Below are 23,553 nucleotides of genomic sequence, written 5' to 3'. Positions count from 1 at the left end.
TTCGGCCTGTCCCCGGCGCCCCGCGGAGCCTTGTCCTGTTCCGCCTGGTGTCAGCCCTCCAGCGCCTTGAGCACCTGGGCCTTGATGTCGTCGACGCTGCCGATGCCCTCGACGCGGTGGTAGGCCGGGGCGGCCTCGGCGTCCTGCTCGGCCCAGGCCTGATAGTAGTCGACCAGCGGCGCAGTCTGCTCGTGGTAGACCGCCAGGCGGTTGCGCACGGTGGACTCGCGGTCATCGTCGCGCTGGATCAGCGCCTCGCCGGTGACATCGTCCTTGCCCGCCTCCTTCGGCGGATTATGGTCAACGTGGTAGACACGCCCGGAGCCCGGATGCACTCGACGTCCGGCCAGTCGGCTGACGATCTCCTCGTCATCCACGGCGATCTCCAGCACATGGTCGAGCTTCACCTGGGCTTCCTTCATGGCATCGGCCTGGGGAATGGTGCGCGGGAAGCCGTCGAACAGGAAGCCGTTGGCGCAGTCGGGCTGGGCGATGCGCTCCTTGACCAGGGCGATGATGATGTCGTCGGACACCAGGCCCCCGCTGTTCATGATCTCCTTGACCTTGACGCCCAGCTCGCTGCCCTCCTTGACGGCGGTACGCAGCATGTCGCCGGTGGAGATCTGCGGAATGTTGAAGCGCTCGCAGATGAACTGGGCCTGGGTGCCCTTGCCGGCACCGGGGGCGCCCAACAGGATCAAACGCATGTTAGAGTCCTCGTGGTCAAGTGTTTGTCAACAATGAAGAATTCTTGGGAAGGGAACGATAACCGCGGCCCACGACCAGCACAAGCGCCGGGCCCTGGCGGCACCCCCTCTCGCCACAAAAGCGCGTTGCATTTCAATGACCTCCGTCCGATTAGCACTTTGGTCTTGTCGTGGGTACGGGGGCCGGAAATGACGACGGCGCCCACAGGCGCCGTCGTCCAGGCAGGGCGAGCCTTCTACAGCAGCAGCCGACGGATATCGGTGAGCAGCTGGCCCAGCAGCGCGGTGAAGCGCGCCGCGTCGGCTCCATTGACGGCCCGGTGGTCATAGGAGAGGCACAGCGGCATCATCAGCCGTGGCTGGAAGGCCGCACCGTCCCACACCGGCTTCATCGACGCCTTGGAGATGCCGAGGATGGCCACCTCCGGGGCGTTGACGATGGGCGTGAAGGCGGTGCCGCCGATGGAGCCCAGGCTGGAGATGGTGAAACAGCCACCGGTCATCTCCTCGCGCTTGAGCTTCTTCGACTGCGCCTTCTTGGCCAGCTCCACCGACTCCTTGGCCAGGTCGATCAGCGACTTCCTGTCGGCGTCGCGGATCACCGGCACCATCAGGCCGTCCGGCGTGTCCACGGCGATGCCGATATGCACGTACTTCTTGTGCACCACGGTCTCGCCGTCGCTCTTCAGACTGACGTTGAACTGCGGATACTGGCGCAGCGCGAAGGCACAGGCCTTGATCAGGAAGGGCAGCGGCGTGAGCTTGGCGCCCTGGGCCTCCGCCTCGGCCTTCATCGACTTGCGGAAGGCCTCCAGCTCGGTGATGTCCGCCTCGTCGAACTGAGTGACGTGGGGCAGGTTGACCCAGCTGCGATGGAGGTTGGTGGCACCCATCTTCATCAGGCGCCCCATGGGCTTCTCTTCCACCTCGCCGAACTGGCTGAAGTCCTGGTCCGGAATCGGCGGAATGCCCGAGCCGGCCGCCGCCGGCGCCGCCGCGCCAGCCTGGGCCTTGCCCTGGTTGGCCATCACCTGCTTGACGTAGGCGTGGACGTCCTCCTTCAGGACGCGCTCCTTCGGACCACTGGGCTTGACCAGCCCCAGGTCGACGCCCAGTTCCCGGGCCAGCATGCGTACCGCCGGTCCGGCGTGGACCAGCTTGCCATCGCGAGGCTTGTGGGCCGCCATCTCCGCCTCGGGGCTCGGTGTACCGGCGGGGGTCGGGGCAGGCTTCTCGGCCCTGGGCGACTCGGCCTTCTTCTCGCTTGGCTTGCTGGCGGCCGACTTGGCAGCGGCCGTCTCGATGTAGCCGATCAGGTCACCCTCGGAGACGCTGTCGCCCTCCTTGACGGCGAGTTCCACCAGCTTGCCCTTGAACGGGCTGGGCACGTCCATGGAGGCCTTGTCGGACTCCAGAGTGATCAGCGGAGCTTCCGCCTCCACCTCGTCGCCCACGGCCACGGCTACCTCGATGATCGGCACATCGCTGGCGCCGCCCAGGTCCGGGACGCGAACTTCCTGGCGCTGGGGCTCACCGGAGGCCGCCGGCTCTTCCGGCTCGCCGGCAGATTCGCTCGCCGCAGGAGCCGGGGCTTCGCTGGGCGCCTGGCTGCCCTGCTCGCCGGAATCCTCGCTGCTACCCGCATCCGAGATCTCCATGGTGCCGATGACATCACCCTCGGAGACGGTGTCCCCCTCCTTGACGGTCAGGGAGACGAGCCTGCCGGCATAGGGGCTCGGCACGTCCATGGAGGCCTTGTCGGACTCCAGGGTGATCAGCGGCGCCTCCTCGTCGACCTCGTCGCCCTCGGCCACGGCGACCTCGATCACCTCGACGTCGCTGTCGCCTCCCAGGTCGGGCACGGTGATCTCCACCGTGCGCTTGCTGCCGCCGGCCTTCGCCGCCGGCTTCTCGGCGGCGGGCTCCGGCGCCTTCTCGGGTGCCGGCGCTGCCTGCTCCTCGGCCTGGTCGGAAGCCGACTCGGCCTCGCCGCCGCCCTCGACTTCCAGTTCGACGATATCGTCACCCTCGGAGACGGTATCGCCCTCCTTCACCAGCACCCTGGCCACCTTGCCGCCCTTGGGCGAAGGCACGTCCATGCTGGCCTTGTCGGACTCCAGCGTGATCAGGGTGTCCTCGGCCTCGATGACGTCGCCTTCCGACACCGCGATCTCGATGATCTCCACATCGGTATCGCCGCCGATGTCCGGTACTTTGATGATTTCGCTACTCAAGGTCGCGCTCCTTCCAAATCGTGCCTGGAAGGGGCGGGCATCCGCCCGCCCCACCGGATCAGTCGGTCAGCGGATTCGGCTTGGCCGGATCGATGTCGTACTTTTTCAGTGCCTCGCCGATCACCTTGCGATCGAGCTCGCCGCGCTCGGCCAGCGCCTTGAGCGCGGCCACCACCACGAAGTGACGGTCGACCTCGAAGAACTCGCGCAGCTTCTCGCGGGTATCGGAGCGCCCGAAACCGTCGGTCCCCAGCACGTGGTAGTCGGTGGGCACCCAGGCACGCACCTGGTCGGCGAACAGGCGCATGTAATCGGTCGAGGCGATGGCCGGCCCCTGACGCCCTTCCAGGCAGCGGGTGACGTGCGGCTTGCCCGGCTCGGCCTCGGGATTGAGGAACGCCTCGCGATCCAGGGCCAGCGCCTCGCGGCGCAGCTCGTTGAAGCTCGGCACGCTCCAGATGTCGGCGCCCACGCCCCAGTCGTCACGCAGCAGCTCGGCGGCGGCCTCGACCTCGCGCAGGATGGTGCCGGAGCCCATCAGCTGCACGCAGGCCTTGTCGCCCTGGGTCTCGCGCAGCAGGTACATGCCCTTGATGATCTCCTCGGCAGGCACCTCCTCGAGCTCGGGCTGCTCGTAGTTCTCGTTCATCACCGTCAGGTAGTAGAAGCAGGGCTCCTTGTCGACGAACATCCGCTTCAGGCCGCTCTGCACGATCACCGCCACCTCGTGGGCATAGGTCGGGTCGTAGCTGCGGCAGTTGGGGATCATCGACGCCTGCAGGTGGCTGTGGCCATCCTGGTGCTGCAGGCCCTCGCCGTTGAGGGTGGTGCGCCCGGCGGTACCGCCCACCAGGAAGCCACGCGCCTGCAGGTCGCCTGCGGCCCAGGCCAGGTCGCCGATACGCTGGAAGCCGAACATCGAGTAGTAGATGTAGAACGGCAGCAGCGGCAGGCCGTGGTTGGCGTAGGAGGTGGCCGCGGCGATCCACGAGGACATGGCCCCCGCCTCGGTGATGCCCTCCTCGAGCACCTGGCCGGCCTTGTCCTCGCGATAGAACATCAGCTGGCCCTTGTCCATGGGCTCGTACTTCTGGCCTTCGGAGGTGTAGATGCCGAGCTGGCGGAACATGCCCTCCATGCCGAAGGTCCGCGCCTCGTCGGGCACGATGGGCACCACCTGCTTGCCGAAGCCCTTGTGCTTGACCAGGCCGTTGAGGACCCGCACGAAGGCCATGGTGGTGGAGACCTCGCGGCCCTTGGAGCCACCCATCTGGCTGGCGAAGATCTTGTCGTCCAGGCCGGGAATGTCCAGCGCCTCGAAGTCGTGCTGGCGAGCCGGCAGGTAGCCACCCAGGCGTTCGCGCTGGAGATGCATGTAGCGCATCTCCGGCGTGTCGTCGGCCGGCTTGTAATAGGGGATCTCGTGCTCGATCTCCTGGTCGGAGACCGGGATGCCGAAGCGGTCGCGGAAGCGCTTGAGCACCTCCGGGTCGTCGATGGACTTGACCTGGTGGGCCTCGTTGTCCGCCTCGCCACCGTCGGCACCCAGGCCATAGCCCTTGACGGTATGCGCCAGCACCACGGTGGGACGCCCGTTGGCGTTGTTCACCGCCTGGTGATAGGCCGCATAGACCTTGAACGGGTCATGGCCGCCGCGGTTGAGCTTCCAGATATCCTCGTCGGACAAGTCCTTGACCATCTCGGCGGTCTCGGGGTACTTGCCGAAGAAGTTCTCCCGGGTATAGGCGCCGCCATTGGACTTGCAGTTCTGGTACTCGCCATCGACGGTCTCGTCCATGACCTTCTGCAGCACGCCTTTCTTGTCCTTCTCGAAGAGCGGATCCCACAGGCGGCCCCAGACCACCTTGATCACGTTCCAGCCGGCACCGCGGAACACGCCCTCGAGCTCGTCCATGATCCGCGAGTTGCCGCGCACCGGACCATCGAGGCGCTGCAGGTTGCAGTTGATGACGAAGATCAGGTTGTCGAGCTTCTCGCGGCTGGCCAGGTGGATGGCCCCCAGGGACTCCGGCTCGTCGCATTCGCCATCGCCCATGAAGCACCAGATCTTGCGGTCCTGCATCGGCTGCAGGCCACGCTGATCCAGATACTTCATCACGTGGGCCTGATAGATGGACATGATCGGGCCCAGGCCCATGGAGACCGTGGGCAGTTGCCAGAAATCGGGCATCAGCCAGGGGTGCGGGTAGGAGGAAAGACCATCCCCATCGACTTCCTGGCGATACTTGTCCATCTGGTCTTCGGTGAGGCGCCCCTCGAGGAAGGCACGGGCATAGATGCCCGGGGAGCTGTGGCCCTGGATGAACACCAGGTCACCCTTGAAGTCGCCGTTAGCGGCCCGGAAGAAGTGGTTGAAGCCCACCTCATAGAGCGTCGCACTGGACATGTAGCTGGCCAGGTGGCCGCCGATGCCCTTGTGCTTGCGGTTGGCCCGGGTGACCATCGCCGCCATGTTCCAGCGGATCATCGAGCGGATCTTGCGCTCCATGAAGAGGTCGCCCGGCATCGGCGCCTCGCGATGCACCGGAATGGTATTGCGGTGCGGCGTGGTCGCCGAGAAGGGGGGCTGCGTCCCGTCGCGCCGCAGGCGGTCGGCCAGGCGGGTGAGCAGGTGCCGGGCACGCTCCTCGCCCTCATGATCCAGGACCGATTCGAGGGATTCCAACCACTCCGCGGTCTCGACCGGGTCGAGATCCTCTCTTGCCTCCAGACTCATAGACGTCTCTCCGAATGACGATGGATGTTGCGTGCCCGCTGCTGCGCGGGAAGCAGGGCGCCCTCTCGTCAGAGAGGCAACGCGCCCCGGTTATTGTGTAATTTTATTACGTTACGACGCAAAAAAAGCGCCGCTTCTGTGCGAAAGATACCGTATACCTCGCCCCCTGCCAAAGCAAGTTTCTATGGAATGTATTTCCATATACTGCACACCGCACCGCAGCACAAAGGGTTAGCGAACGCGAAAGGGGGAAACTCGACGAAGGTCAAGGAGATGTAGCTAAACTACCGTTTGACTACTACCCCCTCCCCTTGCCGCTGAAGCCGCCCAGGAAGAAGATTCCCAAAGCAGCTCACTCGACCCACTCACGGCCGGCAAGCCGCTGACGATAGTAGGCCCAGTCGAAGGCGGGCCCCGGGTCGCTCTTGCGCAGTGGCGCTACCCGCGCGTGACCGGTGATCCGCGACGGCGCCAGTGCCGGGTAGGCGGCGAAGAGGTCGAGGGTCACCTCGGCCAGGCGCTCGTACTGCGCGCTGGAGTAGGCCGATACTTCGTTGCCCTCAAGCTCGATGCCGATGGCGAAGTCATTGAGGGCATGGCGCCAACGATCTCCGTCCCGCCAGCAGGAACGCCCGGCGTGCCAGGCGCGGCGCTGGAACGGCACGAACTGAACGCACTCGCCATCACGGCGGATCAGCAGGTGGGCCGAGACACGTAGCTCCCGAATGGAAGCGAAGAAGGGATGGGCGTCGGGGTCCAGCCGATTGGTGAACAGCCGCTCGATATGCTCGCCGCCAAACTCCCCGGGGGGCAGGCTGATGGAGTGCAGCACCAGCAGCGATACCTCACCTCGCGGCCGCTCATCGCAGTTGGGGGATGGCACCCGCCGCGCCGATGCCAGCCAACCTTGTTCGATTGCCATGCGTCTCCCCTGACGTGACCGGAATGGATTGCCTATAATGGACGCCCTCGACCACCCCGGCCACCCCAAGCCAACCTCGCGAGTGACCCATGGACAATCAGGACACCCTGCCCTACCACACCAAGCTCGCCGAAGAGATCCGCGATGCCGCCGCCCGCCTGCTGGCCGAAGATGTCGGCCCCGGCGACATCACCGCCAGGTTGATCCCCGCCGAGCAACATGCCCGGGCCCGGGTCATCACCCGCGAGGCCTGCGTGCTGTGCGGAGTGGCCTGGGTCGACGAGCTTTTCCGGCGTCTGGACCCCACGGTGGCGCTGCGCTGGCAGGCCGCCGACGGCGACCGCCTCGAAGCGGGCCAGGCCTTCCTCGAGCTCGAGGGGGCGGCACGCAGCCTGCTCACCGGTGAGCGCGCCGCGCTCAACCTGCTGCAGACCCTCTCCGCTACCGCCACCCGCACCCGACACTACGTCGACCTGATCGGCGACACCGGGGTGCGCCTGCTCGACACCCGCAAGACCCTGCCCGGCCTGCGCCTGGCCCAGAAGTATGCGGTGGCCTGCGGCGGGGGCCACAATCATCGTATCGGGCTATGGGATGCCTTCCTGATCAAGGAGAACCATATCGCCGCCTGCGGAGGCATCGCAGCGGCGGTGCGCGAGGCGCGACGCATCGCCAGTGACCTGCCGGTGGAGATCGAGGTGGAAACCTTCGACGAACTGGAGCAGGCGCTGGCGGCAGGGGCCGACGTGATCATGCTCGACAACTTCGACCTCGACGAGATGCGTGAAGCGGTGCGCCGCACCGCCGGCAAGGCGACTCTGGAGGCTTCCGGCAATGTCGACGAGAGCACGCTGCGCGCCATCGCCGAGACCGGGGTCGACTGCATTTCCAGCGGCGCACTGACCAAGGATCTCAAGGCGATCGACCTCTCCATGCGCCTGCTGGACTAGGTTTCCAGCGCGACCAGCGACTTATCCAGCCGGTGACGCGACAGCCGTTCACCGCCGCGCTCCACCCACTCCTCGCCCAGGTCTCGCCAGCCGCGCCTCACCAGATACTCGGTCAGCATCAGGCTCGCGTCGATGCTGACCCGGTCTACCCCCCGCTCGATCAGCAACCGCTCGGCATGGACCAGCAGCGTCGAGCCGATGCCGCGCCGTGCCAGCGACGGCCAGACATAGAGCGTCACGATGCGCCCGCGGTGGGGTTCCAGTTCGAGGAAACCCACACAACGACCATCACAGTCCGCCACCAGGGTAGTGTAGAGGGCCTGGCGCGCGGCCCAGGCGCTGGCGTCTCGTGGCAGCGCCGAAACCCAGGCCTCACGCTGCGCCCGGGTGTAGTGCGCCGCGGCGCCCTGCATCACCGCATGGTGGAAGACCTCGGCCTGGTCGCCGGCGTCTCGCGCCAGGGCCTCGCGATAGCGAATCCGCGGGGCGCGACGACACGGGGGCGCATCGCCCGGGGCTGCTGCAGTCTCGTTCATGGGAGTCTCGCGACGCTGGATGTTGCCGAAAGACTACACAACGCCGGCCGACAGGCCAACTGCAGTCGCCGCACCGCCGAGGGCCAGGCATAATGCTGGCCATGAGCGATCCAGCCCCCCTTCCCGATGTCACCCTGTCGCCGATCGGCGTCATCGAGAGCGACTTCCCCGACAAGTTTGGTGTGCCCCGCCAGCCCGGTCTGGCGCCGACTGCCCGAGCCACGCTCCGGCTGCTGCCCCCCTACGACGATCCGTTGGCGGTACGCGGGCTGGAGGCGTTCAGCCACCTGTGGCTCACCTTCCTCTTCCACCTCAGTCCTGAACGCACCGGACCCGAGGACTGGATGCCGCTGGTGCGACCGCCACGCCTCGGGGGCAACCGCCGGATCGGGGTCTTCGCCAGCCGCAGCACCCACCGCCCCAACCGCCTGGGGCTGTCGCTGGTCGAGCTGGTCGGGATCGACGCCCGCCACGGCGTCAGGCTGCAGCTCGCCGGCGCCGACCTGGTGAGCGGCACCCCGGTGCTCGATATCAAACCCTACCTGCCCTGGGCCGAGGCCAGGCCCGAGGCCCGCGCGGGCTTCGCCCCCGCGGCCCCAGACAGGCTGGCGGTGCGCTTCACCCGCGAGGCCGAGACGGCGCTGGCCAGGCGGGAGGACGGCACGTCGCTGCGTGCGCTGATCGAGGAGGTACTGAGCCAGGACCCCCGGCCGGCCTATCGCAACGGCGGCGAGGCGCGCCGCTACGGCGTGCGCCTGCGCGACCTGGACGTGCGCTTTCAGGCCGTGGCAGCCGCCGACGGTGCTACCACCCTGGAGGTGGTGGATATCGTACCGACATGAATGACGAAGGGCCCTCTGGAGAGGGCCCTTCGTGATGCGGATTCGGCGAGGCAACGTCAGTCGAAGCTGACCCCGATACGCCGCCCCACCTCCTCGTAGGCCTCGATCACGCCGCCAAGCCCCTGGCGGAAGCGGTCCTTGTCGAGCTTCTCGCGGGTCTTGGCGTCCCACAGCCGGCAGCCGTCCGGGGAGAACTCGTCGCCCAGCACGATCTGCCCCTGGAAGAGGCCGAACTCGAGCTTGTAGTCGACCAGCAGCAGGCCACCATCGGCGAACAGCTTCTTGAGCACCGCGTTGACCTTGAAGGTCAACGCCTTCATCTCCGCCAGCTGCTCGGGTGTCGCCCAGCCGAAGGTCTCGGCCAGCGACTCGTTGATCATGGGATCATGCAGGGCGTCGTTCTTGAGGAACAGCTCGAAGGTGGGGGGCGTGAGCTCCTCACCCTCGGTGACACCCAGGCGCTTGACCAGGCCACCGGCGGCGATATTGCGCACCACGCACTCCACCGGGATCATCTTCAGCGCCTTGACCAGGCTCTCGGTATCGGAGAGGCGCTTCTCGAAGTGGGTGGGCACGCCCGCCTCGGCCAGCGTCTCCATGATGAAGGCGTTGAAGCGGTTGTTGACCATCCCCTTGCGGGCCAGCGACTCCATGCGCTCCCCATCGAAGGCGCTGGTGTCGTCGCGGAACTGGAGTATCACGCGATCCGGGTCATCGGTGGCAAAGACCGACTTGGCCTTGCCGGCGTAGAGTTCTTGACGCTTTTCCATGGAAGCCTCCGGAGGCTAGGTCAGGTGGAAGGTTGCAGGCTCAGGCGATGGCCTGCCACGCCAGGCCATCGTCCTGGCAGGTCACCATCAGCCGCGATTCGTCGCCGTCGAGCAGCGGCACCAGGGCTTCCAGGGCCAGCTCGGGACGGTTGTTGTGTTCGGACAGGTGCGAACAGGCGATATGCTGCAGTCGATCGAGGCCGAGCCGGGCCAGCAGCGCCGCCGCCTGGGTGTTGGCCAGATGGCCCCAGTCGCCCCCCACCCGACGCTTGAGGCGCGGCGGATAGGGACCCTCGGCGAGCATGCGCACGTCATGGTTGCACTCCAGTACCAGGGCATCGCAGCCGGCGAAGGCCTGGACCACATGCTCGGTGGGGTGACCGAGGTCGGTGAGCAGCCCCAGCTGGCGACCGCCACCGCCCTGGATACGGAACTGCACCGGCTCGCGGGCATCATGGGGCACGGTCACCGGGTCGATGGTCAGACCCTTTACCGCGAAGCGCGCCTGGGGCGTGATCCAGTGACGCTCGGGCAGCTCGCCAAGGCGCCCTGAAGCCCAGGTGCCCGGCGTCAGCCACACCGGCACCCCGTAGCGCCGCGCCAGGGGGCCCACCCCGCGGATATGGTCACCGTGCTCGTGGGTTACCAGCAGGGCATCGAGCTGACGCGGGTGCACGCCCAGCCGGGCCAGCCTGCGTTCGGCCTCGCGCAGCGTGAAGCCGCAATCCACCAGCAGGTGGGTCTCGCCGTCGCTGACCAGGGTGGCGTTGCCCTTGCTGCCGCTGCCCAGGGAGGCGAAACACAGCGGCCCGTCGAGCGGGGCAGCACTCTTGCAGGCTACCGTCATCAGCGCAGCAGGCTCGCCACCCGCTCCAGCAGTTCACGCTGGTCACCAGCGCTGAAGCCCCGCTCGCTGGCGTTCTCGGCGCGCAACAGGGTCCGTTCGGGCCCTTCGCTCTCCAGCACCAGGCGGATCTCGCGCGGCGACGGCGATGACACCAGTCCCTTCCAGAAGCCTTCACGGCGCTCGGAAAGAGGCAGATACCGGATGCGATGGGAGTAGTCCGCCGGGGTGCTCTCCAGCAGCTCACGGCTTCCCTCGAGGGTAAAGTCCTGACGCAGCTGATACTCCAGCTCGGCCCAGGTCCGCTCGATATCCAGCGGCACCTCCACTACCCACTCCTCGCCACGCTGGGCAAGGCTCAGGCGCTCCTCTCCGGCCAGGCGCTGGGCCTGCAGGGAGGCGGTGCCGGATGCCGTGGCGCTGCGTGCGCCGAAGTACTGCTCCAGGGCGTTCAGGCAGGCATCCACGGGGCGCCCGGACTGGTCGCAGCGCACCTCGCTGTCACCGGCGCGCAGCCCCTGGCGTACGCTCAGGCGGCCCTGCTGTGTCTCGACCACGCCACGGGAGGTATCGCTGGCGGTCACGTCCAGGCCGCGGCTGCGGGCGAAGCCCTCCAGCTGGGGCCAGACGGCATCCGGGCCCGCAGCCACCACCAGCCAGGCGTCATCGCCCACGCGGCGGCGTTCGACGAATTCCCGCTCGATACGCCCGGCGCCCAATGCCTGCGGTGCGGGAGCCTCGAAACCGTCGTCGCCGGCGCGGAAGCTGCCGGCGGCCTCGGGCACCGGCATGGCGTCACGGTAGCGCTGGGAATTGCGGCTCTCGGGCAGCACCAGGGGGGGCGCCTGGCGGGCATCGGCGTAGTCGATATTACGGTCGTGATAATAACCGTCGTCTCGGGCACAGCCGGCCAGGGCGACAAGTGCCGCCAGCGGCAGCCATTTCAGCGCTGAGGTCATGGGTCTACCTTGCATCCAGTTCTCCAGGGTCCGGCGCGACGCCGATCAGTCGTCGATCAGCCCGGCCAGCTGCAGGGCCTCGCTGATGGTGGAGTGGTACTTCTCCGAGAGCCAGGTCAGCGGCAGGCGGATGCCCGGCTCGATCAGGCCCATGCGATGTAGCGCCCACTTGACGGGAATCGGGTTGGACTCGATGCCGAGATTGGTATGCAGCGGCATCAGGCGAGTGTTGAGCTGGTGGGCATGCTCGGCGTCGCCATTTATCGCGGCAGCGCACAGGTCATGCATGGCCCGGGGCGCGACGTTGGCGGTCACCGAGATGTCGCCATGGCCGCCCATCAGCATGAAGTCGCAGGCGGTGCCGTCGTCGCCCGAATAGAGCATGAAACCGCTGCCCTTGAGGCGACTGATCAGGTCCTCGGCGCGTTCCAGGTTGCCGGTGGCATCCTTGAGACCGACGATGTTGTCCACTTCGGCGAGGCGCAGCACCGTCTCGTTGTAGAGGTCGGAGCAGGTGCGACCGGGCACGTTGTAGAGGATCACCGGCAGCTCGCTACCCTCGGCCACCGCCTTGAAGTGGCGATAGAGCCCCTCCTGGGTCGGCTTGTTATAGTAGGGACAGACCGACAGGCAGTAGTCCGCCCCCACCTCGCTGGCGTAGCGGGCCAGCTCGACGGCCTCGGAGGTGGCGTTGGCGCCGGTGCCGGCAATCACCGGAATGCGCCCGTCGACCTCCTCCACCACGGCGCGGATCACATCGAAGTGCTCGGCGAAGGACATGGTGGTGGGCTCGCCGGTGGTGCCGGCGGCGACGATGCCATCGGTGCCGTGATCGAGATGGAAGTTCACCAGGCGGCGCAGGGCCTCCCAATCGATATCGCCATTGACCTTCATCGGCGTCGCCAGGGCGACGATGCTTCCCGTGACCATCCTCTCTATCCTCTCGGTTCGACTGCTGCCGGTTCGATTGCCGCGCGCTGCCCCGGCCGCACCGGAGCCAAAACGGGGCAGGACACTGCCCCAAAGGGCAAATGGTACTCAGGCGGCCTGAGCCTGTACAGCGGCGGTGCTACTTTCCCCCCGCCCCGCTTTGACAGCCAGGCGACGGTTGCGTGTAATCGACGCCTTGCCACTCTCACCCAGGTTCTCATCCAGGAGGCTTTCATGAGCGTCAGCATCGGCCAATCCATCCCCGACTTCACCGCCCAGGCTACCGGCGACCAGGAGATCACCATGGCCCAGTTCCGCGGCCGCCAGGTAGTGATCTACTTCTACCCCAAGGCCAGCACTCCCGGCTGCACCACCGAGGGCGGCGACTTCCGCGATCGCAAGGCGGACTTCGATACCGCCAACACCGTGATCCTCGGGGTTTCCCGGGACGGTATCCGCGCGCAGGAGAACTTCAAGACCAAGCAGGCATTCAACTTCGACCTCATCTCCGACAAGGACGAGAGCGTGTGCCGGCTTTTCGACGTCATCAAGCTCAAGAAGATGTACGGCAAGGAGCATCTCGGCATCGAACGCAGCACCTTCCTGATCGACAGCGAAGGCAAGCTGGCCCGGGAGTGGCGCGGCGTCAAGGTCAAGGACCACGCCCAGGAGGTACTGGAGGCGGCCCAGGCTCTGAACGACGGCTCTCTCGACAGCGCGTGACAGCCACCAGGGCCGCCCCGCGGCGGCCCTCACTTTTCCACCACCACCTCACCACCCTCATCCTGCCGGTGGCGCTTGATCCCCCGCGGCCAGGCGTAGACCAGCGCCTTGAGCAGGGTCGCCAGGGGAATCGCGAAAAAGATTCCCCAGAAGCCCCAGATCCCGCCGAAGAACAGCACCGCCACGATGATCGATACCGGGTGCAGGTTGACCGCCTCGGAGAACAGGACCGGCACCAGCACGTTGCCGTCCAGCGCCTGGATGACCCCGTAGGCGACCAGCACATAGAGGAACTCGTCGGTCATGCCGAAGTGGAAGCCGGCCACCGCAGCCACAGGCAAGGTGGCCACCGCCGCCCCGATATAGGGCACCAGCACCGAGAAGCCGACCATTACCGAGAGCAGGGCGGTATAGGGCAGCCCGAAGAAGGCGAAGGTGAGGAAGGCCACGGTGCCCACGATCATGATCTCGATGAACTTGCCGCGCACATAGTTGGCGATCTGGCTATCCATCTCGTGCCAGATGCGGGTCATCAGGGTCCGCTTGCGGGGCAGCAGCGAAAGGATGAAGTCCACCAGCCGCTCGCGATCCTTGAGCAGGAAGAACACCAGGATCGGCACCAGCACCAGATAGATGATCAACCCCAGAACGTTGCCCAGCGAGGCCAGGGACAGCGTCAGGGCGCGCTGGCCCAACTGGGTCAGTTCGCGACCGGCGGTGGCGATCCAGTTCTGGATCTGGTCCGGGGTGATCAGCTGAGGGTAGCGCGCCTGCAGGTCGTCGAGCAGCTGCTGGCCACTGGCGAACATCCGTGGCGTCTCCTGCACCAGGGTCACCAGCTGGTTCCAGATCAGCGGCATCAGGATGAAGGCCAGCGCCAGCAGCAGGCCCATGAAGCCCAGGAACACCAGAATCACCGCCAGCAGGTGCGGCACATGTCGCCGCTCCAGCCAGCTCACCGCCCCCTGCAGCAGGAAGGCGATCACCAGCGCGGTGAGGAAGGGGGCCAGCATGCGACCCAGGAAGATCACCACTGCGAAGCCCAGTACCAGCACCACCAGCAGGATCACCGCCTCCTCGTCGGAGAGGTAGTGGTCGACCCAGCCCTTGAGCACCGCCCGCAGCGTCATGAGGCGCGCTCCCCGCCCTTGCGGAGCCAATAGTGGTAGACGCCGTCGCGCTCATCCCTGGCCGGCATCTCGTGGACACTCAGTTCGACGTAGCTGGCGAAGTCCTGCCAGGAGCCGGCATCGGTAGCCCTGACCTCGAGAAGCTGGCCGACCTCGAGCCGGGAGAGCGCCTGCTTGGCCTTGAGCAGGGGAAGCGGGCACGGCAGTCCGCAGACGTCGAGCACTTGGTCGGGTTGCAGAGACATGGAGACTCCCGGAAGAATGCAGGATATCGCCGCCGGCGTGCCGGCAGCGGGAACCCTAGGGATTTAAAGGCACTTTGCGGGGCGAATCAATGTCAGAGAGTGGGCCCGCCTCGCCCGAAGGAGAGCTTGTCCATGCTGTCGCGCCACCTCCCCCGCGTTATCGCCCTGGTGATGGGCCTGTCCCTGGCCCTGCCTGCCACCGGCCAGTGGACCGAGCCTGCCTGGGAGAGCGAGGCCGGCCTGCCCAGCCTGTCGAGCCCCGGCAGCCGAGCCGCCGACGGCGAGGAGTACCGGCTGGGGCGCGCCTGGCTGCGCCAGTTCCGCGCCCGCGCCCCGGAGTGGCAGGACCCCCTCGCCCAGACCTATGTCGAATCGCTGGTATCGCGGCTGGCCCCGCACAGCGGGCTGGGCGGCAGCGAGCTGGTCGTAACCCTGGTCGACAGCCACCGCCTCAACGCCTTCGCGGTGCCGGGCGGCGTGATCGGCGTCAACGCCGGGCTGTTTGCCTTCGCCGAGCAGGAGGCGGAGCTGGTCTCGGTACTGGCCCACGAGCTCGGCCACCTCGCCCAGCGCCACTACACCCGCGGCCGGGCCCGTGCCGAACAGACTCAGGTTCCCGCCATGGCTGCCATGCTCGCCGGCATGCTGATCGCCGCCGCAGGCGGGGGGGATGCCGGCATCGGCGTGGCCATGGGCTCCCAGGCTGCCTTCATCCAGGACCAGCTGGCCTACTCGCGGCGCTACGAACAGGAGGCTGACCGAGTGGGCCTGCAGGTCATGGCCGAAGCTGGCTACGACCCCGAGGCCATGGCCTCGATGTTCCGCGCCATGCAGCGGCTGGCCAGCCTCCAGGGGGGCACACCGCCGGAGTTCCTGCTCACCCACCCCCTCACCGAATCACGCATCAGCGATACCGCCTCGCGCGCCGCCCAGCTCGCGGGGAAAGGTGGCCGTGAGGACCTGCAGTATCACCTGGTACGCGCCCGGGCGCTGCTGGCGATTCACCAGCGAGACCCCGGCCAGGCCGCCACGCGACTGGGCCAGGGCGCCCCACCCCGGGAGGCGGGTCGCTACCTGGACGCCCTGATCAGCGCCGAGCGAGGCGATACCGCCACGGCGCTGCGCCGGCTCGATGCCCTGGCCCGGGAGCTGCCCGACCTCACCCTGATTCCGGCTTCGGCGGCCGAGGTGGCCTTCGAGGCCGGGCACGCCGATGACGCCATCGAACGCAGCCGGCGCCTGTTGCGCCTGGTCCCGGGGCATGTGCCGACCACCCTTATCCTTGCCGAGGCGCTGCTCCAGCGCGACCCCGACGAGGCCTGGCGGCTGCTGCGCGAGCTGGCCGAGCGGCGCCCCGAGGATCATCGCGTGTTTGCGCTGCTTACCGAGGCCGCAGGACGCAGCGGTCGCGAGGCCCTGGGCCACCTGGCCCGCGCCGAACACCAGCAGCTCACCGGGCGCATCACCGACGCCATCCGCCAGCTGGGCGTGGCCCGCCGGGTGGCCGAACGCGAAGGCAACAACGCCGCCACCGCGCGCATCGAACAGCGCTACGAGGCGTTTCTGGGCTATCGGGAGACACTGGAGGAGTTCCAGTAAGCGCAGGAACAAGCCAACACCCTGATGTGGCCCGCAGCGAAAGAACCCCCGAATGCCTTGGCCTTCGGGGGTTCTTGTCACTCGGCGCTTGCAGCTCGGCACTTACTTCTGGAAGTTGAGCATCCGCTCCAGGGGCTTTAGCGCTGCGCGACGCAACTCGGCGTCGACATGGATCTCGCCGCTGCCGTGATGCAGGGCGTCGGCCAGGTTGTCCAGGGCATTCATCGCCATCCAGGGACAGTGGGCGCAGCTCTTGCAGGTGGCACCATTGCCGGCGGTGGGCGCCTCGAACAGCGTCTTCTCCGGGACCGCCTGCTGCATCTTGAAGAAGATGCCGCGGTCGGTGGCCACGATCAGCTTGTCGTTGGGCAGCTCCTTGGCCGCCTTGATCAGCTGGGAGGTGGAGCCCGCCACGTCCGCCAGCCCCACCACCGCGGCAGGTGACTCCGGATGCACCAGTACCGCGGCCTCCGGATATAGCGCCTTGAGGTCCTCGACCCCCTGGGCCTTGAACTCCTCGTGAACGATGCAGGCACCATCCCAGAGCAGCATGTCGGCGCCGGTCTGCTTCTGGATGTAACCGCCCAGGTGCTTGTCCGGGGCCCACAGGATCTTCTCGCCGCGGGCCTGGAGATGCTCGATCACGTCCACGGCGATCGAGGAGGTCACCACCCAGTCGGCACGCGCCTTCACCGCCGCCGAGGTGTTGGCATAGACCACCACGGTGCGGTCGGGGTGCTGGTCGCAGAAGGCGGCGAACTCGTCCGCCGGGCAGCCCAGGTCCAGCGAGCAGGTCGCCTCCATGGTGGGCATCAGCACGCGCTTCTCCGGCGAGAGGATCTTGGCGGTCTCGCCCATGAAGCGCACCCCGGCCACTACCAGGGTCTCGGCGGGATGACGGGCGCCGAAGCGGGCCATCTCCAGAGAGTCGGCCACGCAGCCACCGGTCTCCTCGGCGAGCTGCTGGATGGCATCGTCGGTGTAGTAGTGGGCCACCAGGACGGCGTTGTGGGCCTCGAGGAGGCGCTTGATCTCCTCGACACGCGCCTCGTCCTCGGCGGGAATACGGGTAGGGCAGTAAGTGCGGGTCAGGTGCTCGCGCACCTGGGCACGGGAAGTCATGATCGTCATCGTGTCTACCACTGTGACTGGCAGGGGCTCCCCCTGCGTATTACGGGAGCATCACCCCCACGCACTCCGCGTGGCGTGATGCGCCAACGAGCCCGGCCGCGTCTCTCGCCTGCCGGCTCTGGTGATCATTCTAGCCCACAACGCCCGGCAATTGGCCACTCCTGGTCAAGAAATCACCACCTCGGCACATAAAGCCCGACCCGCAGTCGCCCAAAGCAAGACGCCCCGACCTCAAGGAGGCCGGGGCGTCTGAATTGGTGGGTCGTGTAGGATTCGAACCTACGACCAATTGGTTAAAAGCCAACTGCTCTACCAACTGAGCTAACGACCCGAGCTTGCGAGCAAGCCAGAGTCCGGAGTGGTGGGTCGTGTAGGATTCGAACCTACGACCAATTGGTTAAAAGCCAACTGCTCTACCAACTGAGCTAACGACCCCTTCCGAACGGGGGCAGATAATACTGGCATGCCCCCGGCCTGGCAAGGATTTTTTTGCCTTCTGCTGCAGCGAACGATCAGCGCCGGGGCTTGGGCTTGCGCATCGCCTGCACCGGCTTGCGCTTGTGCTTATCGCGACTCCAGCGATTCTTCTCGTCAGGGGTCAGCTCGGGCACCTTGCGCGTCGGCAGTTCGGCCAGCTCGGCCAGGTCGTCGACCTCCTCCTGGGTAAGCTCCACCCACTCGCCGGCCTTGGCCCGCTTGTCGAGGAAGATGTTGCCGTAGCGCACCCGCTTGAGGCGGCTGACGGTAAGCCCCTGGGACTCCCAGAGCCGGCGCACCTCGCGATTGCGCCCCTCCATGATCACCACGTGGAACCAGGTGTTGATGCCCTCGCCACCGAACTCCTGGACGTCGGTGAAACGCGCCGGCCCGTCGTCGAGCATCACGCCCTCGACCATGGCCACCACCTGCTCCTTGGTCACCTCACCCATCACCCGCACGGCATACTCGCGCTCCACCTGGGTAGAGGGGTGCATCAGGCGGTTGGCCAGTTCCCCATCGGTGGTGAACAGCAGCAGGCCGCTGGTGTTGATATCGAGGCGTCCGATGGCGATCCAGCGTTCGCCCTTGAGGCGCGGCAGGCGGTCGAACACGGTGCGACGCCCCTCGGGGTCCTTGCGGGTGCACAGCTCGCCCTCGGGCTTGTTGTACATGATCACCCGCCGCGGCACCTCCTCGGCGGCACGCAGGGTCACCGGACGGCTGTCGAAGAGTACCTTGTCGCGGGTCTCGATGCGGTCGCCCAGGGTCGCCACCTGGCCATTGACCTGGACCCGGCCGGCGGCGATGGCGGTCTCCATCTCGCGGCGCGAGCCAAGCCCGGCACGCGCCAGGACCTTCTGCAGTTTTTCGCTGGTATTGCTCATGAATCGTCGTTCTCACTGGGTGTGGATTCCGTGCCCGGGGCAGCGTCATCGTCGACGCGGCCCCGGGCACGTTCGGACAGGCGAGCCTCGAGATCGGCGAAGCTCAACCCTGTCCGCTCGGACGCCGTCCCGGCGTGGTCTGTGTCGGCTTTCCCGGCCGTCGTATCGGGGGTGCCGGCCTCGGCAGGCACCTCCTCTAGTGTAGCGCTACCGGATGCCTCGTCGGCACCCTCCGTCTCGTCACCCTCCGCCGGCGCCGCATCCGCCTGGGCGAGAATCTCGGCCTGGGCCGGCGGCGGGCCCTCCTCCTCGAGCGCCTTCATCGCTTCCGGCTCCTCGAACTCCTTCAGCTCGTGCATGGGCGGCAGCTCGTCAAGGGTCTTGAGGCCGAAGTCATCGAGGAAGCCACGGGTGGTGGCATAGACCGCCGGACGTCCCGGCACGTCGCGATGCCCCACCACACGGATCCAGCCGCGCTCGAGCAGGGTGCGCATGATCGAGCCACTCACCGTGACCCCGCGCACCTCCTCGATATCCCCGCGGGTCACCGGCTGGCGGTAGGCGATCAGCGCCAGGGTCTCGAGCAGTGCCCGGGAGTAACGCTGGGGCCGCTCGTCCCACAGCCGCGATACCCAGGGCGACAGCCGTGGACGGATGCGCAGCTGGTAGCCCGAGGCGGTCTCGATCAGCTCCATGGCCCCGCGCTCATGGCGGACACCCAGGCGCTCCAGGGCCTCGCGCAGGGCGCGCCGCGGCGGCCGCTCGTGGTCATCGAACAACACCTCCAGGCGCTCCAGGGGCAACGGCTCCCCGGCAGCCAGCAGCGCCGCCTCGAGGATCTCGTCCAGGGCGTCGGGAAACTCCATGGCGGTCACGGCATCCCCTCCTCATGATCCTCCTCGAAGGCGCTCTCCCCCTCGCCCTCCAGATCATCCAGATCACCTCCCTCGGCGGCAGCGGCCCGGGCACGCACATGCAGTGGCGACAGGGGCGCGTTCTGGACGATCTCGATCATCGCCTCCTTGGCCAGTTCGAGAATCGCCATGAAGGTGACCACCACCCCGGCGCGCCCCTCCTCCAGGGAGAACAGCGCCTCGAAGGGCGTGAAACGTCCACCCTCGAGCCGCTCCATGATCGCCAGCATGCGCTCGCGGGTCGAGAGCACCTCGCGGCTGATCTGGTGGGTCTGATTGAGCTCGGCACGGCGCAGGATACCGGCCAGGGCTCCCAGCAGCTGATCCAGCCCCACATCGGGGTGGATCACGCGACTCTCCAGCGGCGGCAGTGCCGCCCGGGCCGGGAACCAGTCACGTCCCAGGCGCGGCAGCTCGGCCAGCGACTCGGCGGCATTCTTGAGCCGCTCGTACTCCTGCAGGCGACGGATGAGCTCGGCCCGGGGATCCTCCTCCTCATCGTCACCCCCCTCCTTCGGCGGGCGCGGCAGCAGGGTGCGCGACTTGATCTCGGCCAGCATCGCCGCCATCAGCAGGTACTCCCCGGCCAGCTCGATCTCCATGGCCTTCATCAGCTCCACGTACTCGATGTACTGGCGGGTGATGGCGGCCACGTCGATGGCCAGGATATCCAGGTTCTGGCGACGGATCAGGTAGAGCAGCAGGTCGAGGGGCCCCTCGAAGGCCTCGAGGAACACGCGCAGCGCCTCCGGCGGGATATACAGGTCCTCCGGCAGCTCGGTGATCGGCTCGTCGAACAGCCTGCCGAGCACCCCGGCGGGGCCGGCATCGGCAGCGGTCTGTGCGAGGCTGGTGGTATCGGGGGTAGCGCTCACGCGGCGTGCCTCTCCGGGGACGCAGGATCAACGGCGAAGTCTAGCAAGTGCATGCCCATGGAAACAGCGTGATCGCGGTTCAGGAACCACCGGCGGGGCAGCCACTGCCGGCCCCCCGAAAAATAAATCACGAAAGCCTTTGACCCGAGCCGCCAGGAATGAGACTGTAGCGTCAGTAGGTTGGCAAGCAGCATGGTTTCAGCAGCATTCGAATTCTTTCGACCGCCTGTATGATCATTCTTGTTTTACCCGCTATACATCTGGGTGACACCAGGAACTTTGCAAGGCGCTAAGCGCGAAAGGATTTAACATGACGACTGGTACCGTGAAGTGGTTCAACGATTCTAAAGGCTTCGGCTTCATCTCTCCGTCCGACGGCGGTGATGACGTCTTCGCCCATTTCTCCGAAATTCAGGCTGACGGCTTCAAGTCCCTGCAGGAAGGTCAAAGCGTCTCCTTTGACGTGACCCAGGGCAAGAAGGGCCTTCAGGCCTCGAACATCAAGCCGCTCTGATCTCCGATCAGAAACGCTGACGAACCCCAGGGTTCGTGCAACAGGGCCCGCTTCGGCGGGCCCTGTTTCGTTGTGTGCCTGCCCTGCGGCCTGCCGGCACATTGCCCTCGACGCCCATGACCTCCCGCCGATTCTCGGCGAAATTGACGTGCGCCCTCTTCGCTGGCATAGACTGGCGCGCTACTCATCACGTGAAGGAACGACACCATGCAGTCACGCTACTTCACCATCAACGGCTTCCCCCAGGGTACGCCGGGACGCGAGCTTTTCGAGTTGCACGAGGCAGAGTTGCCCGCCCTGGCCGAGGGTGAGGTGCGCATCCGCAACACCTGGCTGTCGGTGGACCCCTATATGCGCGGGCGCATGAGCGGCGTAACGACCTACATCGCCCCCTTCACCATCGGCGAGCCGCTGGAAGGCGCCGCGGTGGGCGAGGTGATCGAGTCGCGCCACGCGCGCCTGGCGGTGGGCGACAAGGTCCGGCATATGGCGGGCTGGCGCGATATCGCCCAGCTGCCCGGCGAGGAAGTGGAGCCACTTCCGGGGATCGAGGTACCCGAGCAGGCCTACCTGGGCGTGCTCGGCATGCCAGGCATGACTGCCTGGACAGGCCTCAACCGGATCGCCGAGATGAAAGACGGTGACAACGTGCTGGTCAGCGGCGCCGCCGGCGCGGTGGGATCGCTTGCCGTGCAGCTGGCCAAGGCCAGGGGCGGCACCGTGGTCGGCATCGCCGGGTCCGCCGAGAAGCTCGAGTGGCTGGAGTCCCACGGCATCAAGGCGGTGAGCTACCGGGACAGGGACGCCGCCCAGCTCACCGAGGCACTGCAGGGCGCCTGCCCTGAGGGATTCGACGTCTACTACGAGAACGTCGGCGGCACCTGCCTGGAAGCAGCGCTGAACACCCTCAAGGTCGGCGCGCGCATCGCCGTCTGCGGAATGATCGCCCGCTACAACGAGGAATCAGCGAGCGCCGGTCCCGGCAACCTGGCGATGATTCTGATCCGCCGCGCCCGCATGCAGGGTTTCATCATCTTCGATCACTGGAACGACTATCCGCGCTTCCTGGAGGAAGTCGGCCCCCTGGTCGCCAATGGCGAGATCGACTACACGGAGACCATCGAGGAGGGCCTGGAGCATACCCCCGACGCCTTCCTGTCCCTGTTCAAAGGCGCCAATACCGGCAAGATGCTGGTCAGGCTCTGAGCACTCACGCCCTCTGCACATCCACTGGCCGGTGGGCTGGCGCTGATCGCCGGCACCTAATTCTCCTTGCCCACCAGCCAGTGGGTCACGCCTAGCGCCAGCACCACGGCGGCTATCGCCAGCATCTGCTGTGCCGTGACGGTGGCGATATCCAGGATGATTACCTTCCGGGCTATCGCCATCAACGCCGTGGCCACCACCAGCCGAATGGGCAGTAGGTTGGTGCCCAGGTAAAGGCGAATATTGATGAAGATCTCGACGGCGATCAGCACCACCATGAAGGCGCCGAAGATGACGAAGATATCGCTGACCTCGAACAGCATCACCGGCGGTGCTATGAAGCGCGAGTAGAGCACGTAGATCACGTCCAGCACGCCCCAGATGATCACCAGCACCATCAGCACCGCCAGCACCTTGATGGCGAAGCGGATGACCAGGTGCAGCCGGCGGATCAGCGGATCCTCATGCTCCTTGGGAAGCTCGTCATGCAGCAGTTGGGGCCCGTGGTTGAGGTCATCATCTTGCCGATCCATCGTGGTCTCTCCCGATAGCCCCGCAGCGGGGCCCGTCCATTGATGCCCGGCCACACGGCGCTGTCAATCGATGCCTGCTCCCTCAAGACCTCAGAAAGACCTGCCCGCCGCCATGGCCGGCTCGGGCGAGACGCCCTGAGCCAGGGCCGCCTCCCTCTCCACGGCCAGGGCACGCCGAAAGGCCGGGCGTCGCTGCAGGCGCTCCCAGTAGGCGGAAACGGCAGGCTTGAAGCGCTCGCTGAGGCCAACATGGCTGGCCAGGAGCAGCGCATAGCCAACCGAGACATCGGCGGCGGTGAAACGTCCCGCGCAGAGGAAGGGCTCATGCTCGAGTCGCGGCTCCAGGGCGCGCAGGCGGGAAAGGCACCAGCGAGCATAGTCCTCCACCACCTGGGGCTGACGGCGCTCCGGCGGCTCGAACTGGCCGTAGCGCAGCACCAAGGTCTGGGGGAAGGTCAGGGTCGCCTCGCCAAAGTGCAGGAAGTTCAGGTAGTCGCCATAGGCGGGCTCACCCGGCGCCACCTCCAACCCCGCCTCGGGCAGCCTCGAGGCCAGGTACTGGCAGATGGCCGCGGACTCGGTCATGGCCACCTCACCGTCGAAGAGTGCCGGCACGGTGCCCAGCGGGTTGATCTCGAGGAAGGCCTCGTCGTGCACCCTAGGCGGAAAGGCGTGCATCACCAGCTCATAGGGTAGCCCCAGCTCCTCGAGCAGCCACAGGGGACGGAAGGAGCGTGCGCTGACGCAGTGGTGGAGTCTGATCATGGCGGTATCCCGGCAACGGTCTTCCGGTCATGGTGCCCCGAACACCGCGGGTCGCGAAAGCCCCACATACGCCTTAACCGGCCAGCGCCGGCACTCAACTGAGCCGGGTATTGCCCTCGGCAT

At 66.7% G+C, this 23,553-nt stretch carries 23 protein-coding genes and 2 tRNA genes; 6 read left to right on the top strand and 19 right to left on the bottom strand.

What is annotated here, in order from left to right; translation table 11 throughout:
* Nucleotides 1-50: 50 nt before the first annotated feature.
* From adk to ampD, 4 genes are all read right to left on the bottom strand, one after another.
* Entirely contained in the window at nucleotides 51-707 is a 657-nt protein-coding gene (gene adk, locus GRB96_RS05600) for an adenylate kinase (protein ID WP_161431223.1), read from the bottom strand.
* Nucleotides 708-943: 236 nt separating this feature from the next.
* The gene (gene aceF / locus GRB96_RS05595) at nucleotides 944-2,941 is read right to left on the bottom strand and encodes a pyruvate dehydrogenase complex dihydrolipoyllysine-residue acetyltransferase (protein WP_161431222.1); all 1,998 of its coding nucleotides are present in this window, start codon (nucleotides 2,939-2,941) and stop codon (nucleotides 944-946) included.
* A 58-nt stretch (nucleotides 2,942-2,999) separates the two neighbouring features.
* Nucleotides 3,000-5,678, bottom strand: coding sequence for a pyruvate dehydrogenase (acetyl-transferring), homodimeric type (gene aceE / locus GRB96_RS05590; RefSeq protein WP_161431221.1), 2,679 nt, complete (start codon nucleotides 5,676-5,678; stop codon nucleotides 3,000-3,002).
* 352 nt (nucleotides 5,679-6,030) lie between these two features.
* Complete coding sequence (gene ampD, locus GRB96_RS05585; RefSeq protein WP_161431219.1) at nucleotides 6,031-6,600, bottom strand: 1,6-anhydro-N-acetylmuramyl-L-alanine amidase AmpD; 570 nt, start codon at nucleotides 6,598-6,600, stop codon at nucleotides 6,031-6,033.
* An 89-nt stretch (nucleotides 6,601-6,689) separates the two neighbouring features.
* Here ampD and nadC point away from each other — a divergent pair, with 89 nt between their 5' ends.
* On the top strand, nucleotides 6,690-7,550 hold the full coding sequence (nadC, locus tag GRB96_RS05580; RefSeq protein WP_205743498.1) for a carboxylating nicotinate-nucleotide diphosphorylase: 861 nt from the start codon (nucleotides 6,690-6,692) through the stop codon (nucleotides 7,548-7,550).
* Here the strand turns inward: nadC and GRB96_RS05575 are convergent.
* A complete protein-coding gene (locus GRB96_RS05575) occupies nucleotides 7,547-8,086 on the bottom strand; it encodes a GNAT family N-acetyltransferase (RefSeq protein WP_161431217.1) in 540 nt (179 codons plus the stop codon). The two genes, nadC and GRB96_RS05575, sit on opposite strands and share 4 nt — an antisense overlap.
* Before the next feature lie 101 nt (nucleotides 8,087-8,187).
* On the opposite strand from GRB96_RS05575, the gene tsaA reads away from it, so the two are divergent.
* Entirely contained in the window at nucleotides 8,188-8,928 is a 741-nt protein-coding gene (gene tsaA / locus GRB96_RS05570) for a tRNA (N6-threonylcarbamoyladenosine(37)-N6)-methyltransferase TrmO (protein ID WP_161431215.1), read from the top strand.
* Between the two features lie 56 nt (nucleotides 8,929-8,984).
* Here tsaA and purC read toward each other — a convergent pair whose 3' ends face one another.
* Genes purC through dapA form a run of 4 tightly spaced genes read right to left on the bottom strand, consistent with a single transcriptional unit; the run spans nucleotide 8,985 to nucleotide 12,431 of the window.
* Complete coding sequence (gene purC / locus GRB96_RS05565; protein WP_161431213.1) at nucleotides 8,985-9,698, bottom strand: phosphoribosylaminoimidazolesuccinocarboxamide synthase; 714 nt, start codon at nucleotides 9,696-9,698, stop codon at nucleotides 8,985-8,987.
* A 40-nt stretch (nucleotides 9,699-9,738) separates the two neighbouring features.
* On the bottom strand, nucleotides 9,739-10,545 hold the full coding sequence (locus tag GRB96_RS05560) for an MBL fold metallo-hydrolase (protein WP_161431212.1): 807 nt from the start codon (nucleotides 10,543-10,545) through the stop codon (nucleotides 9,739-9,741).
* On the bottom strand, nucleotides 10,545-11,501 hold the full coding sequence (locus tag GRB96_RS05555; RefSeq protein ID WP_240894131.1) for a lipoprotein, NlpB: 957 nt from the start codon (nucleotides 11,499-11,501) through the stop codon (nucleotides 10,545-10,547). The genes GRB96_RS05560 and GRB96_RS05555 overlap by 1 nt, the downstream gene beginning before the upstream one ends.
* 45 nt (nucleotides 11,502-11,546) lie before the next feature.
* Nucleotides 11,547-12,431 (bottom strand): 4-hydroxy-tetrahydrodipicolinate synthase, encoded by an 885-nt coding sequence (gene dapA, locus GRB96_RS05550; protein WP_161431208.1) that lies wholly within the window; start codon nucleotides 12,429-12,431, stop codon nucleotides 11,547-11,549.
* A 234-nt stretch (nucleotides 12,432-12,665) separates the two neighbouring features.
* Here dapA and GRB96_RS05545 point away from each other — a divergent pair, with 234 nt between their 5' ends.
* Entirely contained in the window at nucleotides 12,666-13,154 is a 489-nt protein-coding gene (locus GRB96_RS05545; protein ID WP_161431207.1) for a peroxiredoxin, read from the top strand.
* A gap of 29 nt (nucleotides 13,155-13,183) precedes the next feature.
* Here the strand turns inward: GRB96_RS05545 and GRB96_RS05540 are convergent, their stop codons facing one another.
* Together GRB96_RS05540 and GRB96_RS05535 are read right to left on the bottom strand one after the other, a co-directional pair.
* Nucleotides 13,184-14,284 carry an AI-2E family transporter gene (locus GRB96_RS05540; protein ID WP_161431205.1) on the bottom strand — a complete coding sequence of 367 codons (1,101 nt, stop codon included), beginning with the start codon at nucleotides 14,282-14,284 and terminating at the stop codon, nucleotides 13,184-13,186.
* Nucleotides 14,281-14,529 carry a sulfurtransferase TusA family protein gene (locus GRB96_RS05535; RefSeq protein WP_161431203.1) on the bottom strand — a complete coding sequence of 83 codons (249 nt, stop codon included), beginning with the start codon at nucleotides 14,527-14,529 and terminating at the stop codon, nucleotides 14,281-14,283. The genes GRB96_RS05540 and GRB96_RS05535 overlap by 4 nt, the downstream gene beginning before the upstream one ends.
* Nucleotides 14,530-14,661: 132 nt before the next feature.
* On the opposite strand from GRB96_RS05535, the gene GRB96_RS05530 reads away from it, so the two are divergent.
* Nucleotides 14,662-16,128: a M48 family metalloprotease gene (locus GRB96_RS05530; RefSeq protein ID WP_240894130.1), complete on the top strand. Its 1,467-nt coding sequence runs from the start codon at nucleotides 14,662-14,664 to the stop codon at nucleotides 16,126-16,128.
* A 102-nt stretch (nucleotides 16,129-16,230) separates the two neighbouring features.
* Here GRB96_RS05530 and nadA read toward each other — a convergent pair whose 3' ends face one another.
* From nadA to GRB96_RS05500, 6 genes are all read right to left on the bottom strand, one after another.
* Complete coding sequence (gene nadA / locus GRB96_RS05525) at nucleotides 16,231-17,259, bottom strand: quinolinate synthase NadA (protein WP_161431201.1); 1,029 nt, start codon at nucleotides 17,257-17,259, stop codon at nucleotides 16,231-16,233.
* 255 nt (nucleotides 17,260-17,514) lie between these two features.
* Nucleotides 17,515-17,590, bottom strand: a tRNA-Lys gene (locus tag GRB96_RS05520).
* A gap of 28 nt (nucleotides 17,591-17,618) precedes the next feature.
* Nucleotides 17,619-17,694: transfer RNA gene (locus tag GRB96_RS05515), tRNA-Lys, on the bottom strand.
* Between the two features lie 77 nt (nucleotides 17,695-17,771).
* Nucleotides 17,772-18,623: a 23S rRNA pseudouridine(2605) synthase RluB gene (gene rluB, locus GRB96_RS05510; protein ID WP_161431199.1), complete on the bottom strand. Its 852-nt coding sequence runs from the start codon at nucleotides 18,621-18,623 to the stop codon at nucleotides 17,772-17,774.
* Nucleotides 18,620-19,489 carry an SMC-Scp complex subunit ScpB gene (gene scpB / locus GRB96_RS05505; protein WP_161433020.1) on the bottom strand — a complete coding sequence of 290 codons (870 nt, stop codon included), beginning with the start codon at nucleotides 19,487-19,489 and terminating at the stop codon, nucleotides 18,620-18,622. The genes rluB and scpB overlap by 4 nt, the downstream gene beginning before the upstream one ends.
* A gap of 5 nt (nucleotides 19,490-19,494) precedes the next feature.
* Nucleotides 19,495-20,412, bottom strand: coding sequence for a segregation and condensation protein A (locus tag GRB96_RS05500; protein ID WP_420841744.1), 918 nt, complete (start codon nucleotides 20,410-20,412; stop codon nucleotides 19,495-19,497).
* A 310-nt stretch (nucleotides 20,413-20,722) separates the two neighbouring features.
* Between GRB96_RS05500 and GRB96_RS05495 the strand changes: the two genes are divergently transcribed.
* Together GRB96_RS05495 and GRB96_RS05490 are read left to right on the top strand one after the other, a co-directional pair.
* On the top strand, nucleotides 20,723-20,926 hold the full coding sequence (locus tag GRB96_RS05495; RefSeq protein WP_161431197.1) for a cold-shock protein: 204 nt from the start codon (nucleotides 20,723-20,725) through the stop codon (nucleotides 20,924-20,926).
* A 207-nt stretch (nucleotides 20,927-21,133) separates the two neighbouring features.
* Nucleotides 21,134-22,132 carry an NADP-dependent oxidoreductase gene (locus tag GRB96_RS05490; RefSeq protein ID WP_161431195.1) on the top strand — a complete coding sequence of 333 codons (999 nt, stop codon included), beginning with the start codon at nucleotides 21,134-21,136 and terminating at the stop codon, nucleotides 22,130-22,132.
* Between the two features lie 56 nt (nucleotides 22,133-22,188).
* Here the strand turns inward: GRB96_RS05490 and GRB96_RS05485 are convergent, their stop codons facing one another.
* Together GRB96_RS05485 and GRB96_RS05480 are read right to left on the bottom strand one after the other, a co-directional pair.
* Nucleotides 22,189-22,665 (bottom strand): phosphate-starvation-inducible PsiE family protein, encoded by a 477-nt coding sequence (locus GRB96_RS05485; protein ID WP_205743497.1) that lies wholly within the window; start codon nucleotides 22,663-22,665, stop codon nucleotides 22,189-22,191.
* A gap of 90 nt (nucleotides 22,666-22,755) precedes the next feature.
* Nucleotides 22,756-23,430 (bottom strand): glutathione S-transferase family protein, encoded by a 675-nt coding sequence (locus tag GRB96_RS05480; RefSeq protein ID WP_161431194.1) that lies wholly within the window; start codon nucleotides 23,428-23,430, stop codon nucleotides 22,756-22,758.
* Nucleotides 23,431-23,553 lie beyond the last annotated feature (123 nt).

It is taken from the genome of Halomonas alimentaria, from assembly GCF_009902005.1.
Classification (GTDB): Bacteria; Pseudomonadota; Gammaproteobacteria; order Pseudomonadales; family Halomonadaceae; genus Halomonas; species Halomonas alimentaria.
Note: the sequence above shows the minus strand (reverse complement) of the source record. Positions and strands in the feature narration are given on the sequence as shown.

Bases quoted from the DNA above. Each gene is read 5' to 3' on its own strand.
- tsaA (WP_161431215.1), top strand. From the start codon at position 8,188: ATGAGCGATCCAGCCCCCCTTCCCGATGTCACCCTGTCGCCGATCGGC.
- GRB96_RS05555 (WP_240894131.1), bottom strand. From the start codon at position 11,501: ATGACCTCAGCGCTGAAATGGCTGCCGCTGGCGGCACTTGTCGCCCTG.
- GRB96_RS05480 (WP_161431194.1), bottom strand. From the start codon at position 23,430: ATGATCAGACTCCACCACTGCGTCAGCGCACGCTCCTTCCGTCCCCTG.
- purC (WP_161431213.1), bottom strand. From the start codon at position 9,698: ATGGAAAAGCGTCAAGAACTCTACGCCGGCAAGGCCAAGTCGGTCTTT.
- GRB96_RS05575 (WP_161431217.1), bottom strand. From the start codon at position 8,086: ATGAACGAGACTGCAGCAGCCCCGGGCGATGCGCCCCCGTGTCGTCGC.
- GRB96_RS05545 (WP_161431207.1), top strand. From the start codon at position 12,666: ATGAGCGTCAGCATCGGCCAATCCATCCCCGACTTCACCGCCCAGGCT.
- GRB96_RS05495 (WP_161431197.1), top strand. From the start codon at position 20,723: ATGACGACTGGTACCGTGAAGTGGTTCAACGATTCTAAAGGCTTCGGC.
- GRB96_RS05560 (WP_161431212.1), bottom strand. From the start codon at position 10,545: ATGACGGTAGCCTGCAAGAGTGCTGCCCCGCTCGACGGGCCGCTGTGT.
- ampD (WP_161431219.1), bottom strand. From the start codon at position 6,600: ATGGCAATCGAACAAGGTTGGCTGGCATCGGCGCGGCGGGTGCCATCC.
- rluB (WP_161431199.1), bottom strand. From the start codon at position 18,623: ATGAGCAATACCAGCGAAAAACTGCAGAAGGTCCTGGCGCGTGCCGGG.
- aceE (WP_161431221.1), bottom strand. From the start codon at position 5,678: ATGAGTCTGGAGGCAAGAGAGGATCTCGACCCGGTCGAGACCGCGGAG.
- GRB96_RS05535 (WP_161431203.1), bottom strand. From the start codon at position 14,529: ATGTCTCTGCAACCCGACCAAGTGCTCGACGTCTGCGGACTGCCGTGC.
- GRB96_RS05490 (WP_161431195.1), top strand. From the start codon at position 21,134: ATGCAGTCACGCTACTTCACCATCAACGGCTTCCCCCAGGGTACGCCG.
- GRB96_RS05485 (WP_205743497.1), bottom strand. From the start codon at position 22,665: ATGGATCGGCAAGATGATGACCTCAACCACGGGCCCCAACTGCTGCAT.
- GRB96_RS05530 (WP_240894130.1), top strand. From the start codon at position 14,662: ATGCTGTCGCGCCACCTCCCCCGCGTTATCGCCCTGGTGATGGGCCTG.
- nadA (WP_161431201.1), bottom strand. From the start codon at position 17,259: ATGACGATCATGACTTCCCGTGCCCAGGTGCGCGAGCACCTGACCCGC.
- GRB96_RS05540 (WP_161431205.1), bottom strand. From the start codon at position 14,284: ATGACGCTGCGGGCGGTGCTCAAGGGCTGGGTCGACCACTACCTCTCC.
- nadC (WP_205743498.1), top strand. From the start codon at position 6,690: ATGGACAATCAGGACACCCTGCCCTACCACACCAAGCTCGCCGAAGAG.
- scpB (WP_161433020.1), bottom strand. From the start codon at position 19,489: ATGGAGTTTCCCGACGCCCTGGACGAGATCCTCGAGGCGGCGCTGCTG.
- dapA (WP_161431208.1), bottom strand. From the start codon at position 12,431: ATGGTCACGGGAAGCATCGTCGCCCTGGCGACGCCGATGAAGGTCAAT.
- adk (WP_161431223.1), bottom strand. From the start codon at position 707: ATGCGTTTGATCCTGTTGGGCGCCCCCGGTGCCGGCAAGGGCACCCAG.